This is a genomic window from Croceibacterium salegens (assembly GCF_009827435.1).
Lineage (GTDB): Bacteria > Pseudomonadota > Alphaproteobacteria > Sphingomonadales > Sphingomonadaceae > Croceibacterium_B > Croceibacterium_B salegens.
The window spans coordinates 22288-37448 of the sequence record NZ_WTYM01000040.1 but is presented as its reverse complement, the minus strand read 5'-3'; the positions used below and the strand labels follow the sequence as shown (position 1 = coordinate 37448).

At 65.1% G+C, this 15161-nt stretch carries 11 protein-coding genes and 1 tRNA gene; 6 read left to right on the top strand and 6 right to left on the bottom strand.

The window, feature by feature from the left end; genetic code table 11:
* Positions 1-341: YadA-like family protein (locus tag GRI89_RS09860; protein ID WP_201290852.1), on the top strand; the 341-nt coding region annotated here is incomplete at its 5' end.
* A gap of 228 nt (positions 342-569) precedes the next feature.
* Here GRI89_RS09860 and GRI89_RS09855 read toward each other — a convergent pair.
* Positions 570-643, bottom strand: a tRNA-Cys gene (locus GRI89_RS09855).
* 155 nt (positions 644-798) lie between these two features.
* On the opposite strand from GRI89_RS09855, the gene GRI89_RS09850 reads away from it, so the two are divergent.
* Positions 799-2277: an FAD-dependent oxidoreductase gene (locus tag GRI89_RS09850; RefSeq protein ID WP_159794671.1), complete on the top strand. Its 1479-nt coding sequence runs from the start codon at positions 799-801 to the stop codon at positions 2275-2277.
* A 7-nt stretch (positions 2278-2284) separates the two neighbouring features.
* Positions 2285-2434, top strand: a complete 150-nt coding sequence (locus GRI89_RS09845) for a hypothetical protein (protein WP_159794669.1) — start codon at positions 2285-2287, stop codon at positions 2432-2434.
* Here the strand turns inward: GRI89_RS09845 and GRI89_RS09840 are convergent.
* The 5 genes from GRI89_RS09840 to GRI89_RS09820 all read right to left on the bottom strand — a co-directional run bounded on the left by GRI89_RS09840 (position 2422) and on the right by GRI89_RS09820 (position 11590).
* Entirely contained in the window at positions 2422-6348 is a 3927-nt protein-coding gene (locus GRI89_RS09840; protein WP_159794667.1) for a caspase family protein, read from the bottom strand. The genes GRI89_RS09845 and GRI89_RS09840 overlap by 13 nt on opposite strands.
* Before the next feature lie 65 nt (positions 6349-6413).
* Entirely contained in the window at positions 6414-8072 is a 1659-nt protein-coding gene (locus GRI89_RS09835) for a dihydroxy-acid dehydratase domain-containing protein (protein ID WP_159794665.1), read from the bottom strand.
* Positions 8069-9478, bottom strand: a complete 1410-nt coding sequence (locus tag GRI89_RS09830; protein ID WP_159794663.1) for an MFS transporter — start codon at positions 9476-9478, stop codon at positions 8069-8071. Before GRI89_RS09830 ends, GRI89_RS09835 begins: the two co-directional genes overlap by 4 nt.
* A gap of 69 nt (positions 9479-9547) precedes the next feature.
* Positions 9548-10219 carry a response regulator transcription factor gene (locus tag GRI89_RS18010; protein ID WP_235913119.1) on the bottom strand — a complete coding sequence of 224 codons (672 nt, stop codon included), beginning with the start codon at positions 10217-10219 and terminating at the stop codon, positions 9548-9550.
* Positions 10220-10399: 180 nt separating this feature from the next.
* On the bottom strand, positions 10400-11590 hold the full coding sequence (locus tag GRI89_RS09820; protein WP_159794661.1) for an LL-diaminopimelate aminotransferase: 1191 nt from the start codon (positions 11588-11590) through the stop codon (positions 10400-10402).
* Positions 11591-11711: 121 nt separating this feature from the next.
* Here GRI89_RS09820 and GRI89_RS09815 point away from each other — a divergent pair, with 121 nt between their 5' ends.
* The 3 genes from GRI89_RS09815 (at position 11712) to clpS (ending at position 15140) form a co-directional block, all read left to right on the top strand.
* Positions 11712-13571, top strand: coding sequence for a PHA/PHB synthase family protein (locus tag GRI89_RS09815; protein ID WP_159794659.1), 1860 nt, complete (start codon positions 11712-11714; stop codon positions 13569-13571).
* Positions 13572-13714: 143 nt separating this feature from the next.
* A complete protein-coding gene (locus GRI89_RS09810; protein WP_159794657.1) occupies positions 13715-14566 on the top strand; it encodes a phasin family protein in 852 nt (283 codons plus the stop codon).
* Between the two features lie 178 nt (positions 14567-14744).
* The gene (gene clpS, locus GRI89_RS09805; RefSeq protein WP_235913110.1) at positions 14745-15140 is read left to right on the top strand and encodes an ATP-dependent Clp protease adapter ClpS; all 396 of its coding nucleotides are present in this window, start codon (positions 14745-14747) and stop codon (positions 15138-15140) included.
* Positions 15141-15161: the final 21 nt, after the last annotated feature.

Below are 15161 nucleotides of genomic sequence, written 5' to 3'. Positions count from 1 at the left end.
TCGAACAGATCACCAAGCAACTCATCTCTACCCTCGCCGTCACCGACGCCCAGTTCGATGCACTCGAGGAACATGTGGACGCGCTCTCCTTCCGGCTCGACGAAATGAATGAGAGCACGAGGGGCGGTATCGCCGCGGCGATGGCGCTCAGTGGGACGATGGTCGTGCCCGACAGTAACTTGTCGGTGAACTTCAACGCGGCGACTTATCGTGGCGAGCAGGGCTTTTCGGGCACCATCGCCGCCCGAGTGGCCCCACGGGTCTACGTCTCGGCAGGCTTCGCTGGATCGACTGCCAAGAAATCCACTGGCGGAAGAGTGGGCGTTGCATTCGGAATCTGAGACTTAGTGCAAAGCGCACATCCGAGCCGAGCCGATGGCCATCATCCCATTTTGCTTGACCTTGGGTCGCCAGTTTAGACGACACCGAAATCTTAGGACTGCAACGGCAGTTGCTAGCAAAATCGAAGCATCTCGCAACACCTTAATGGCGGCCGGGGTCAAAGAGAATAGGTGGGGCATACGGATTGCGATAAATATCCGTTGCAGTCCCGAATCCTGCAGGAAAGCTGGAGGCCCGAGCCGGAATCGAACCGGCGTGCAAGGATTTGCAGTCCTCTGCGTCACCACTCCGCCATCGGGCCATCCGTGCGGGGAGAGGGGCACCTAGCGAAAGGGCGGCACCGGTGCAATCCGATTCCTCGGCCCAATTTCCCACCGGCTTCGCCTGCTATCTTTCGGTCAGTCTTGCCCGCGGGCGCCAAAAAGCTTAGCATGCTAGTGAAATTTGGGAGGCTTGATGGCCGACGAAGTTAAGCTGCAACGGGTCGAGGGCCACGGGGAAGAACGCTTCCTCGGCTCCGACGTGTTCCAGAGCGACGGTCGCGCCCTGCCGCCCTCGCGCCGCGGCGGCACCGTGCGCGAGGAAGCGCGCGACGTCGACGTCTACCACAGCGCCGACGTCATCGTAGTCGGCGGTGGCCCCGCGGGCTGCGCGGCGGCCTGGGCTGCGGCCAAGGCGGGCGCCGATGTCACGCTGGTCGAGCGCTACAACTGCCTCGGCGGGCTTTCGACCGGCGGCCTCGTCATGTGGATCGACCGCATGACCGACTGGCAGGGCAACCACGTCATCCAGGGCTTCGCACGCCACTTCATCGAACGCATGCCCAAGGAAGGCGTCGCCGGGCCGCCGCCCGAGGACTGGGGCTCGACCGACGAAAAGAAGGTCGCCTACTGGGGCCAGCGTACCACCGCGTTCCACGGCATCGTACAGTGGGCGCCGACGCTCGATCCCGAGCGGATGAAGCTGCTCAACCAGGAAATGCTGCTCGAGGCGGGCGTGCGGATCGTGTTCCACGCCTGGGCCGCGCGGCCGATCGTCAAGGACGGCGCGGCGAAGGGCGTGATCTTCGAGAGCAAGGCCGGACGCCAGGCGATCATGGCCAAGGTCGTGGTCGACACGACCGGCGACGGCGACATGTTCGCCCGCGCCGGGGCGGCGTTCGATACCGACATCGAGGAAGGCGACGTCCACCATTCGATGAACACCGGTTGGGTGCTCGGCGGGGTCGACATGAACCGCTGGATCAACTGGAAGGTGCTTTACCCCGAGCAGCTTCGCGACTTCATGGAGAAGGGGCGCAAGGAACTCGGCTTCTTCCAGACGCCCTACGTCAGCTGGCGGCCCGACATCGCGCTGTTCCTCGGGCCGCGCCAGTCGGGCCTCTCGGCGCTTGATGTCGACGACATGACCGAGGTCGAGATTCGCAGCCACCGGCTGATGGAAGGGCATTGCCGCTTCTTCCGCGAAAACGCGCCGGGCTTCGAGAACGTCTACAGCCTGCAGAGCGCGAGCCAGCTCGGCGTGCGGCATACGCGGCGGCTCGGCGGGATCGAGCGGATCGAACGCAGCGGCTGGTCCGACGGTACGCCGGTGGGAAGCGAGGTCGGCGTCAGCCCCTCGATCAGCCCCAAGTTCCCGGTCGTCTCGGTTCCCTATGGCAGTCTGATCCCGCGCAACCTCGATGGCCTGCTCGCCGCGGGTCGGCACATGAGCTGCGATGCCAACAGTCACGGGTTCATGCGCGAGATCCCGCAGTGCTGGCTGACCGGCCATGCCGCCGGCGTCGGCGCAGCGGTGGCGGCCAATAGAGGCGTGCAGCCGCGCGAGGTCGACGTGGACGAGGTTCGCAAGATTCTTCGCAAACAGGGCGCCCACCTGCACAAAGACTCGGCCGTCGCAGCGGTTCGCAAGGACGAAGCGATCGCTGCCGAGTAGGCCCGCCTTGGCGGCGTTGGTCGCCTTCGCGCACGAACGGGACCTTACCAGCCACAGCGATGTAAGCGACGGGGCAGAGATCAACCGCCGCGGCATCGGCGTGGCAGAACCCTACCGCGAGTACCTCGAACCGTTCGTCCGGGCCTATCGCGCCTGACGTACGCCACGGCGAACCAGTACCGGGCTCGCCGTGGCGTTGAAATCGAACAGCGCCGGAGTCTGCGTCTTCTTCTCGCCCGTGCCCCTTGCCGCAACGAAGCGACCAGCATCGGCGTCATAAAGAAGGTGACGGCGATCGTCGTTGAGTCCGGGCATTCGATCCACTGCGTACTGCAGCCACTCATCGAGACGAATCGAACCGTCTGCGTCGAGATCGCCCTTCGCGGACAGCCCTTCGCCATTGGCGGCGAGCGCGAACGTCGCGAGCCCGTGCTTGAGCTTGCCGTCCTCCATCGCGGATTCGCTCGACTGCGCGGCGGCCAGGATCAGGATACCCTTGTCGTAGGCCAATTGGCCGAGCCCACTGTCGCCGACCGGCGCCGGTTTGAAGTCGCCGGCCTCGACGCTAGCGGCCGAGCGGCAGGCGTCGATGATCAGCGCGGTCTCTCCGGCCTGGTTCTGCGCCAGGGCGTTGCTCAGGTCCGCCGCGGAGACCAGCGATTCGAGGTCGACGTCGTCGCCGAAGGCCCAGGTGCCGTCACTGGGGAGGAGGTAGAAGTTGCCGAACTTGTCGGTGTCGCCGTGGCCCGAATAGGTGAGGATGACAATGTCGTCGGGGGTCGCCGGCTCGATCATTGAGGCATCGATGCCATCCTCGCGCAGCGAGTTGAGCAGGGTCTCGCGGAACGGGTTGTCGTGCAGCAGGTTGAGCGCGCGCAGGATCGTGTAACGGCCGATGCGCCGCGCGGTCCCGGTGCCCAGCTTCGGGTCCTCTGCGGTAAGTACCAGCTTGCGCACCTCGTATCCCGGGATCTCGTCGAGCCTGTCGGAGAGGAGCCGTGCGTCGTTGCCGGCGAAGCGCAGCCGCATGCTCTCGCGGTCATAGTGGTCGATGCCGATATTGATGACGTATGCCCGGCGCGGGCGCCTGGGGGACGGATTCGCCCGCACTGCCTTGCTATAGGCGGTCGCGCTCTTGATACGGTCCTCGTTGAAGGCATAGGCCGAAAAGACTTGCGGTTGGGGATCGAGCCCACTCGGAAGAGGCACGAGGAACATCATGCGATAATCGCCATTGGCGAGCATCCGGCCGCTCGGCCGCACGCCACCCTTGTACGGCAGGACGTTGTCGCTGCGCCACTGCGCAACACTGTCATCCTGTTTCTCGTCGCCTTCAATCACACGATTTATGAAGAACGGATCGGTCGCCACCAGCCGCCCGTTGCGGAACAGGCGCAGGTTGTAGATGCCCTGCGGAGCGCCTCCATCCACATCCATGTCTCGCCCGGGAGTGACGTCCACGGTAACGATTGCCGAGCCGCCGACCTCGGTCTGCAGGACGCTGGCGATCCTGACCGCAGGCAACACTCGGTTGAGGCTCTCAATCGAAGGCAGCGGCTTGCGGAACGGCGTTTTGCAGGTGTCGGCGTGCTCGCGGCACTCGAGGATTTGGCGGTACATGCCCGGTTCGTAGTAGTCGCGCATGAAGGTCTGCGGGGCGAGGCTCTGCCAAGGCTTGTCTGCCATCAGCCAGCGGATCTGGTTGCTGTCGGGCGGCAGGTTGGTGTCGTAGCGCCCCCCCGGTGAGACCGCGAAGAACGTGTTTCCGGGAAAGGTATAGAGGGACATCAGCGCCTGCCCATCGGCAGCGCCCCAGTAATGGATCGCCCCGTCGGAAGATGCGGCCCACAACATGTCGCTTGGGGCGATGTATCCGGCCTTGACCATCGGCGTGTCGGCCAGCTTGTCGTAAAGGATTGCGCCATCGGTCAGGTCGATCAGCGCGGTGTTGTCGAGCCCGAAGGCCCGCTCGTTGCCGATTGCGACGACGAGTTCCGAAGCAAATGGGTAGGTCTTGGCTAGGCCCTGCCCCGAGATCTGCGGCTCTCCGTCGGCTCCCGTGGCAAAAAGCGATGTCGCCTTGTCGGCAGCTGGCAGGACATAAAGATATGTCGCACCCGTCGCATCGAGCTTGCGTGAAAAAATGACGCGCCGCGAATCCGGCGTGAAGCGCAGTTCGCGCACTCCGAACTGTAGGTCGAACGACCACGCCGCCTGGGCAACCGCCGGGGCCAGAGTCTCCTTGATTTCGGCGAGAGAGCGAGGCTCGACGAGCTGGCCATCGGATGAAACCGAAAAAGCCAGTATCCTTATGGTCTGACTGAGACTGCTGTCTTTGCGCGGCGCGCTGCGAAACTTGCGTTCCGCAGGCGACATCCATGGCTCACCGGAAGTGCGCGTCGCCACCACGAACGAACGCCGGTCGGGCGACACCTTGAGCGCCGTTATCGTCTCCCTCGCGTGCAGGCCCGGCACGGCCAGGCGCTGCCACCCATCGGCCGCCGAATGCAGCGAGACAGTGTCGGCTACCGGGCTGTCGGGAAAATCGACCGACGGCGGCAGCGTGGTCACCGAAAACTCCGAATGAACTATGTCGACCGAAAGGCCCGCCTCGCATTCCACACCCGAAATGGCGAAGCGCGAAGGGTACCTGCTGGCGTGACAATGATCGAGGTTGGCGATGCCGAGGAAGCCGCCGACATCATCGACCGGCTCCATGCCTGAATAGCTTTCCACGCCGGCGCAACGCTCCGTGTCCTTGCACTGAGGATCGACAACCAACGCGGGCGGCAACGCCCGCATCATGTCGCGCATCATCGGCGAGACGATCGAGCCTTCGCTGAACAGAGCGAAGCGCCCTGGCGTGATCCAGTTGACGCGATGGTAAGGTCTCTCGAGGGTGAGTGTGCGGCTGTCCTGCCCACTGCCGAGGTCGAGCACGTCGACCGTACTGGCTTCGCCCAGCTGCGCCACTCGTACGACCTGTCGACCGTCGGAGCTGACGTCGGCATCCCGGAAGTAGCTTGGCGGCTCGCCGGTCAGCTCGATGACCTCGCCCGGGCCGAACAGCGTCACGCCGAAGCGACAGGTGTTGATCGAGGGGCAGGTCGAGAAATCGAGCAGCGGCCCGCGATCGGCGTAGATCGAGGCATACCCCGGCTTGCCGTCATCGAAATTCGGCCGCGGCTGGCGGCTGCCGTCGGGCGAAGCGGGAAAGAAGCGCGTGAGGTCGGAGCCGTCGATGCCGCGGACCGCGTCCTCAAGCTCGTAATTGCATCGACCTTCTCTCAGGCAGAGCTTGTAATAGACCCGTGATGGATCGATTGGCGGCGGCGCGCGCAGCGAAGGCGGCGGAGGCGGGGGCTCGGGAACGTGTACGGCCCCGCCTGCGACGGTTTCAGGGACGTGCACCGCACCCCCCAGGTTCGGATCCGGTTCGGGGACCTCGACTTCAGTATCGCCGACGGTGGTAGTGAATTTCCGCAGGCTGATCCGGCGGACCGGTTCCGCCGCTGTCTCCTGCATCGGTGCGTTTTCCTGCCAGGTTTCGACGTTCAGTGTGAAGGCGAAGCGGCGGGTGCCGCCCACCGAGAACCCCGAGCATGCGTTGGCGAGCCGATCGTCGGGAGGTTCACCCTCGCCTTCCTGTTCGACGAACTGGCTTCGGTCTTCTCGATAGGCGACGGTCAAGACGGAACCCGAAAGGGAAAACTCATCGAGCCGGATGCAGCGCTGGCCGAAATATCCCTCGGCAGTTTCGCCTTCGTCAGTCGCCAGGCCCCTATCGCGCCAGTCCACCGGAATTTGTGACCGGCTGATGATCGAACGCGAAGCGACGTCCCACACCACCAGAGAACCGTCGATGCCGAGCGAAATCAGGCCCTCACCGCCCTGCGCCCAGGCAACCGCCTCGACCGGCACGGCATGGCCGACCTGAACCACGAGCTGAGGCTTGATGTCGCTCCGTTCAGTGTAATCGGGCGCGATCTCGTCGCTGCAGGCGGCAGGCAACAACAGGACAGCGCCCGCCAAACCGATACCGGCCCGTTGCAAATGGTGCAGGAAACCCAAGCCGCTCCCTCCCCGAAGGCAAAGGGATTGGCGCTTCCCGGGGGCGAGTCAAGCCAGAGTGCGCTTCAGCAGCTCGGCGGAAGCAGCACGCCACCGGTCGACATGTCGCGCACGTCTTTTCGAAACGTACCGAGGTAGCCGCTCGCGGGCGTCTTCCAACCTGGACCATTGCGGGTCGCGAGTTCGGCCGCCGGCACCTCGACATCGATGCTGCGGTTCTCGACGCTGATGGTGATCGTGTCGCCGTCGCGGATCTTGCCGATCGGGCCGCCGGTCGCCGCCTCCGGGTGGACTTCGGCCACAGTCAGGCCCTTGAGGCACAGGCCCGAAAGCTGCCCGTCGGTGACGAAGGCCGTGGTCTTGGCAAGGCCCGCCGCGTCGAGCGCGAAGAGGATGGCGCTGGCCGAGCCGCCCATCGCCGGACCGCCCTTGAGGCCCTGGTTGCGGGCGACGACCACGTCGCCGGGCTGGACGACCTTGTCCTCGATCGCCTGCATGCACTCGGCACTGCTTTCGAACACGCGCGCGGGACCGGAGAACTCCTCGGGCCGGCTGCCGTCGCGAATGCCAAGGCGGACCACGGCCGTCTCAGCGAAGCTGCCCCTGAGGATGGCGATCGAAGGACCGAGTCCGACCGGATCATCCATCGCGTGGATCACGTCGGGGCCGGGAATTACGTAGCCGTCGAGGTTGTCTGCCAACATCTTCCCAGTGCAGGTCAGAGCGCCGGTGTCGATGCGTCCTTCGAGCCGCTTGAGCACCGCGCGCGCACCGCCGGCATCCTCGAACTGCTCGATCCGCACTTCGCCGGTCGGACGCACCGCCGAGATGACCGGGACGTCGCTCATCTCGTCCCACAGCGCAAAGACGTCGACGCCGTTCTCCGCCTCGATCGCGGTCGCCTGCAGGTGCTTGATGGCGTTGATCGAGCCCGAAACGGCGAGAACCGTCGCCACGGCGTTCCTGAACGCGCCCGGCGTGAGGATGTCGCGCGGCTTCAGGTCCTCGGCGACCATCTCGACGATGCGGCGCGCGGCGGCGCGGGCGTTGGCCTGCATCTTGGGCGAATTGGCGCGTACCGGGGCATGACCCGGCAGGCACATGCCGAGCGCCTCGACCACCGAATGCATGGTGTTGGCGGTCGCCATCCCGGCGCAAACGCCCGGGCCCATGATCGCGTTTTCGGCCATTTGGGCGACGGGGAACTTGGGCTTGGCGCCGAAGCGCTCGCCGATCTGGCCTGACCACAGGTCCTCGACGTCGACCGGCTCTCCGTCGATTTCGCCAGCCTGCTGGTAGCCACCGATGACGAGGATCGTCGGGATGTTGAGCCGCGCGGCGGCCATCAGGTGGCCGGGCGGAGTCTTGTCGCAGCTGGTCAGGCAGATCATCCCGTCGAGCAGGGCGGCCTCGACCTGCACCTCGATGTCGTTGGCGATGATGTCGCGCCCGGCGAGGATGTAGCTGCCGGTCTTGTTCGCCCCGGTGATGAAGTCCGACGGGGCGACGGTACGGACCTCGAACGGCACACCGCCCGCGGCGCGGATTTCCTCCTTCACCTGTTGCGCGATGCCGTCGAGGTGGGCGTAGCAGATCGCCAGTTCGCTAGAGGAATTGACCACCGCGATCTTCGGCTTGTCCATGTCCTCCTTCGACAGGCCGAGCGCGCGCCAGTTGGCGCGGCGGCTCGGCGTGTTGGCGGCGAGCGAGCGGAGTTTTGTCATTCGGCGGGCTCGGCGACCGCACCGGACAGGCCCGCCTCGGCATCGCGCTCGGCGCCGAGGCGGCGGGCGAAGAACGCCAGCGCGACGATGCCCACCACGACACCGGCGAGGCACAGGCCGACGAAGCTGTAGCCGTCGAGCACCGCCCGCTTGTTGGCGAGGAACATCTGCGAGGCGATGATCGGGGCAAGCACCGCAGCGAACTTGGCCATGAAGCTGGCCCAGCCGCCGCCGGTCGCGCGCACCGCGCTGGGATAATAGATGCTGGTGATCGAGATCACCGAAGCGTGGCCGACGCCGATCGTGATCATCCCGAGCATGATTACGGCGATGAAGGCCTCGCCCCCGACCGGTACCGCGCCGGTGCCGATGAGCAGGGCCAGCGGCACGCCGAGGAGCGGTGCCGCGGCGATCCAGATCGGCCCCTTCCTCTCGGTGAACATCAGCAGGAACACCGCCCCGACCGCACCGATCAGGCCGCCGATGGAAGAGAGGTCGCGGGCCGTGTCGACCGGCACGTCGAGGACCTGGAGGAACTTCACCCCGAAACTAGCTTTGATGTAGATCGCGAACGAGGAACAGAAATAGGTCACCCAGATGATCGGGGTGATCCACGCCAGCTGTCCCTTGAACAGCGCCGCCGACTTGGCCCACGGCGAAGACCCGCCCTGCTTGCGTTCATCCGACAGCACAAGTTCGGTGTAGCCTTCCTGCCCGACACCCGGGTCGAACCGGCTCAGCAGCGGTAGCACTTCGGCCGCCGGCTTGCCCTTGGCGACCATCCAGCGGGCGGATTCGGGCATGGTGAACTGCAGCACCACGGCAAGCAGGCCCGTCGCCGCCCCGGCGAAGAAGAACACGCCCTCCCAGCCGTAAGTCGGGGCGATCAGGTTGGTGGTCTGCGCCGCCGCCGCGCCGCCGACGCTGAAGCCGAGCATGATGATCGTGACCGCGGTCGCGCGGTAGGAATTGGGCATCGCCTCGATGTTGATCGCCCAGGCTGGCGCGAGCAGCCCGCCGATCGCCAGTCCGCCGAAAAGGCGCAGCACGATCAGCATCTCGGCGCTGGTCGCGAACCCGGTCGCGAAGGTGAGGACCGCACCGATCGCCGTGCACCACAAGATCACCGGACGCCGCCCGAAAACGTCGGCGAGGTAGGACCCGGCGAGCGAGCCGATCATCTGTCCGAGGAACGCCGCGGAACTGACATAGCCGAGCATTGCGTTCTCGAGCTTCAGCCCCTCCTGGATCTCCGGCAGGGCAACCGAAACGAGCGAGAAGTCCATCCCGTCGAAGAACGTGACGAGGCACGAGATGATGAGCAAACGGTAGTGGAACGGGGTCATCCCCGCGTCCTGCAGGAACGCCGTTACATCGAGCGTCCGTTTGGGCGCGTTGCTGGCCATCGATGATCTCTCCCCATCTATCGTTAGCAAGTCATCAGTATCGCGGTGCGCGCAGCTGCACCACCCGCATTATCGTTCCTCATCCTCGAACACAGCGGTTTCCGGCCAGTTCTGCGAAGCGTTCAGGTAGCTATCGAGCGCTTCATTCGCAGGTTTTTCGACGGCCAGCATGAACGGCTCCTCCTCGGACAGGCAATAGCCGTCGCGCGGATCGGTCAGCACGAGATCGGCGCAACCCACGGCAGCGAGCTTGGTTCGCAGCCGTGAGACATGCAGCTCCACGCTGTTGGTCTCCGGCCCGTGGCTCAGCCGCCAGACGTCGGGCAGCAGGGCCTTGCACGAGACCTTCACGCCCGGCGTGTCGGCGAGCCGCCACAGCAGTCCGAATTCGCGTGGGTGAAGGCCAAGCCAGCGCCCCGAGTGGCGCCCGTCGCGGTGGAACAGGTCGAGCGTCAGAGCCCCGAGCGTGCGCCAGCGCGGGAGCATGCCGAACATCTCGTCGACGCGCCGGGCGCGGGCTTCGAGTTCGCGTAGCCCGACCTCCGCCGACATCGCGTCTGCGCAACCTAGAGTCAGCAGGCGGGCGCGCTCGGCAGGCTCGTCCACACCGATCATCAGCAGGCGCCAGGCCGGGGGGTCAGTTTCTACGAGGCCGAGTCTGGCCTCGGACTCAAGCCTGCGCGTGTCGATCAGCAGGACGTGGCGGCAATCGGCGCGACGGCCGTCATCTCTGCGGCACAAGCGCCAGCCGCGGCGGCGCTAATCCCACCGTACTGGCGGGTCGCGCCCAGCCGCGACCCATCCGAATGTCTTCAACGATATTCTCCGATTGCGCCCGTTTATTCAGGCACTTCACCACGCCGGCGGGGTTGGCGCAACACAGGAAAAAATCGCATGCGGCCTGCAGGCCGTGACGGCGGGCTAGACGTTGACGCCCTTCAACTGGAGATAGCGCTTCACATTGCGCGCGGCCTGGCGCAGGCGCTGCTCGTTCTCGACCATGGCGATGCGCACGAAGCCTTCGCCCTTTTCGCCGAAGCCGACGCCGGGGGCGACCGCCACCTCGGCGTGAGTCAGCAGGTCCTTGGCGAATTCCAGGCTGCCCATTTCCCTCAGTGCCGGTGGCAGCGGAACCCAGGCGAACATCGATGCCGGCGGCGGAGGAATTTCCCACCCGGCGCGGCCGAAACTTTCGACCATCACGTCGCGCCGCTTCTGGTACAGCTCGCGGTTGCGCACGACGATGTCCTCGGGCCCGTTGAGCGCGGCGCAGGCCGCCGCCTGGATCGGGGTGAAGGCGCCGTAGTCGAGGTACGACTTCACGCGGGTGAGCGCGGCAATCAGCTGCTTGTTGCCTACCGCGAAGCCGATCCGCCAGCCGGCCATCGAGAAGGTCTTCGACAGCGAAGTGAATTCCACCGCGACGTCTTTCGCACCTGGCACCTCGAGGATCGAGCGCGTCGGTTTGCCGTCGTAATAGAGCTCGGAATAGGCAAGGTCGGAGATGATCCAGACCTTGTTCTCCTTCGCCCAGGCAACGAGCCGTTCATAGAACTCGATGCCGACCGTCTCGGCCGTCGGGTTGGAGGGAAAGTTGACGATCAGCACGGTCGGGCGCGGCACGGTGAAGTTCATCGCCGCCTCGAGCGACTTCCAGTAATTTTCGTCCGGCGTCGTCGGCACGGCGCGGATCGTCGCGCCGGCGAGGATGAAACCGAAGGTGTGGATCGGGTAGCTCGGGTTGGGGGCGAGGATCACGTCACCCGGCGCCGAGATGGCCGTGGCGAGGCTCGCCAGCCCTTCTTTCGATCCCATGGTGACGACCACCTCGGTCTCCGGGTCGAGATCGACCCCGAAGCGGCGACCGTAGTAGTTGGCCTGGGCCTTGCGCAGCCCGGGGATGCCCTTCGACTGCGAATAGCCGTGCGCGTCCGGCTTGCGCGCCACTTCGCACAGCTTGTCGATGACATGGTCCGGGGGCGGCAGGTCGGGGTTACCCATGCCCAGGTCGATGATGTCGCGCCCCTCCCGCCGTGCTGCGTGCCGCATCGCATTCACCTCGGCGATGACGTAGGGCGGCAGGCGCTTGATGCGGTAGAAGTCGCTGTCCATGGGACCTTTTATTGGCTCGCGCGCGGCCCGATTGCCGCACGGGCCGCGGACATAGTCGGAAACGCGCGACTTTCGCAATTGATTGCTCGCAACTGCCACTTGCGGACGCTAGTCTCGGACAATGGACGAGACCGAGGGCGGCACGGCGGCGGACATTTTCGCCGAGATGCTGAAGATGCAGAGCGAAGCGGCGCGGGCGGTGCTGGCGACGACGATCCCCGACGAACGGGCGGTCGCCGAATGGGGCGAAACGGCCGGGCAACTGCAAAAGATGTGGCTCGATTTTCACGTCCCTGCCGAGCAGGATGTCGACGCGCCCGTCCCGCTGTTTGCCGATCCGGCGCAATGGATGGGCCTGATGCAGGCTTGGTACCAGCAGATGCCCTACCTTGACGTCCAACGGCAGCAGGCGCTGTGGAACGAGGGCATCGCGCTCTGGGAGGACATCCTTGCCCAGTACGGGATCGGCCAGGACGGCACGGGTGAAGCGCTGGCCGAGCCGCACCTGCCGCGCACGGACCGGCGCTTTGCCGACCCGGCGTGGCGCGAACAGCCCGTCTACGCGCTGATCCACCAGACCTACCTGCTGTTCGCGGACAGGCTGCAGGAGATGGTTGGAGAAGTTGGCGGGATCGACGAAGCCGAGCGCGACCAGCTGCGCTTTGCACTGCGCAATGTGCTCGATGCGATGAGCCCGTCGAATTTCCCGTTGACCAACCCGGTGGTGCTCGAGCGCACGCTTGACACCCACGGAGCTAACCTCGTCAAGGGTATGGAGCGGCTCGCTGCCGATCTCGAGAGGGGCCAGCTCACGCACACCGATTCGAGCAAGTTCAAGCTCGGCGAGAACATCGCCTGCACCCCGGGCAAAGTCGTCCACGAAACGCCGCTGTACCAGCTCATCCAGTACAGCCCGGCGACCGATGAGGTCGCAGCGGTGCCGGTGGTGATCTTCCCGCCGTGGATCAACCGCTTCTACATCCTCGACCTCAACCCGAAGAAGAGCTTCGTGAAGTGGGCGGTCGAGCAGGGTCTCACCGTGTTTGTGGTCAGCTGGCGATCGGCGGACGAGAGTATGGCGGACGTAACCTGGGACGATTACGTCCGCGCCCAGATCGATGCGATCGACCATATCCGCGAGCGGCTCGGCGTGCCGTCGGTGCACGCCATCGGCTATTGCGTTGCTGGCACGACGCTTGCCGCAACGCTGGCGGTGCTGGCCCGGCGCGGGCAGGCCGACAAGGTCAGGAGCACGACCTTCTTCACGGCGCAGGTCGATTTCGAACGCGCCGGTGAACTCAAGCACTTCGTCGACGAGACCCAACTCGCGCTGATCAAGCAGGCGAGCCAGGGCGGCTTTCTCGACGGGCGCTACATGGCGGCGACTTTCAACCTGCTGCGTGGGTCCGACCTGATCTGGAACTACGTGGTCAATCACTACCTGCTCGGCGAGGACTATCCGGCCTTCGACCTGCTGCACTGGAACGGCGACGTCACCAACCTGCCCTCGAAGTGGCACTCGGCCTACCTGCGCGACCTTTACCGGGACAACAAGCTGGTCCAGCCCGACGCGCTGAGCGCCGACGGGACCCCGATCGACCTCACGCTGATCAAGACCCCGGCCTATATCCAGGCTGGGCGCGAGGATCACATCGCCCCCCCCGACAGCGTTTGGAAGCTGACCACCACGTTGGCGGGTCCGGTGCGCTTCGTGCTCGCCGGCAGCGGTCACATCGCCGGGGTGGTCAACCCGCCAGCGGCGCGCAAGTACCAGTACTGGACCAACGAGAAGCAGGCCGCATCGCTCGAGGATTTCCTCGCCGGTTCGACCGAGCATCCGGGCAGCTGGTGGACCGACTGGATCGCCTGGCTGGCAACGCTCGACGGCGAACGCGTCAAGGCAACCGGAAAGCGCAAGCCCGGGGGCCGCGGCGACAAGGTTATCGAGGACGCACCGGGACGCTACGTGGCCATGCGCTGACACCAGAAGGACACTGCTCCGACACGCCGCCGGTCATTTTGCTGCACTGCACCATTTTCCCTTGACTTCGCAATTGCGGCGCCTAATTTGTGCACTGCAACAAGACCGGCAATCGTGCGCGGTCGGCATGGAAGCGAGGAACGATGGCAGAGTCGCCCGACAAAGCCGCCGAAAGCGCCGAGAAGGCCTACGCCGCTGCTGCGGAGAAGGCCAAGCCCGTCGCGTCCGAAACTCCCAAGCCCGTGGCCGCTCCGGTGACGGACGCGCCTGCCCCAGCCTCCGAGCCGGCCGCTGCTGAAAGCGCCCCGGAACCGGCGAAGGCCGAGCCCGTCCCCGCCAAGAAGCCGGTTGTTGCCAAGGTCGCCCCGAAAAAGGCGGTCGTAAAAAAGAAGGCCGCCCCAAAGAAGGTCCCGGCCAAAATCGTCAAGAAGCCGGCAGCAAGAAACAAGCCGGTCGCAGGAAAGAAACCAGTTTTCGCGAAGCAGGCGGCCCCCGCGGCCAAGCCCGCCGCGATCAAACCCGAGCCAACGATTACCGAGCTAAAGGAAAAGATCATGGCCACCGCCAAGACCCCCGATTTCATGAAGACCGTGACCGACGCGCTGAGCGAACTGCAATCCAAGGCCAAGGAAGCCTACGAAAAGAGCACTGCCTACGCCGGCGAGATGACCGACTTTGCCAAGGGCAATGTCGAAGCCATCGTCGAAAGCGGCAAGGTCTTCTCGACCGGGGTACAGGACATGGGCAAGACCGCCGTGGACGAAGCCAAATCGGCTTACGAGACGATTACCGCCGACATGAAGGAAATGGCCGCGATCAAGAGCCCGTCCGAGCTGTTCCAGCTGCAGGGCAAGCTCGCCCGCCGCAACTTCGACGCGATGGTCGCCTATTCCTCGAAGACCGGCGACACGGTCATGAAACTCTATTCCGACGCCTTCGCCCCGATCTCGGGCCGCGTCAGCCTGGCCGCCGAAAAGCTCTCGAAGGCCGCCTGAACCAAGCTCTCCCGCCGCTCGTTCTCTCTCCTCTCCCTCGAGCGGCAAAAAAGCGGGCCGGACGGTATTCCGTCCGGCCCGTTTCCCTTTGCACCGGTCGATCTAGCGGGGCACGTTAACCCTGATAGAGGCGATCGAACCTTGCCGTTGCCCCGCACGATACGATATTTGCCATCCGATGCATTTGAATCACGTTTCCTATGCTCCCATCCGGGCCGCCAATCGCGCGGCGGGTAGTGATTCGCCCGACGATGGCGACATCGGCGTGAGCGACGGCGAGGGCCAGGTCGGTCTCGCCACCAAGACCCGCGCCAAGCCGAAGAAGCCGAGCCAGTACAAGGTACTGATGCTCAACGACGATTACACGCCGATGGAATTCGTCGTGATGTGCCTCAAGCGATTCTTCCGCATGGACCTCGAACAGGCGACCCGTGTGATGCTCCACGTCCACCAGAAGGGCGTCGGGGTGTGCGGCGTGTTTCCGTATGAAGTGGCTGAAACCAAGGTCAACCAGGTGATGGATTTCGCCCGCCAGAACCAGCACCCCCTGCAGTGCACGTTGGAAAAGGCCTGAACCGCCAGCGCATTCGGTACA

Excerpts from the sequence above, each read along its gene's own strand:
- GRI89_RS09810 (WP_159794657.1), top strand. The coding sequence starts at position 13,715 with ATGGCAGAGTCGCCCGACAAAGCCGCCGAAAGCGCCGAGAAGGCCTAC.
- GRI89_RS09830 (WP_159794663.1), bottom strand. The coding sequence starts at position 9,478 with ATGGCCAGCAACGCGCCCAAACGGACGCTCGATGTAACGGCGTTCCTG.
- GRI89_RS09815 (WP_159794659.1), top strand. The coding sequence starts at position 11,712 with ATGGACGAGACCGAGGGCGGCACGGCGGCGGACATTTTCGCCGAGATG.
- clpS (WP_235913110.1), top strand. The coding sequence starts at position 14,745 with ATGCATTTGAATCACGTTTCCTATGCTCCCATCCGGGCCGCCAATCGC.
- GRI89_RS09850 (WP_159794671.1), top strand. The coding sequence starts at position 799 with ATGGCCGACGAAGTTAAGCTGCAACGGGTCGAGGGCCACGGGGAAGAA.
- GRI89_RS09820 (WP_159794661.1), bottom strand. The coding sequence starts at position 11,590 with ATGGACAGCGACTTCTACCGCATCAAGCGCCTGCCGCCCTACGTCATC.
- GRI89_RS09835 (WP_159794665.1), bottom strand. The coding sequence starts at position 8,072 with ATGACAAAACTCCGCTCGCTCGCCGCCAACACGCCGAGCCGCCGCGCC.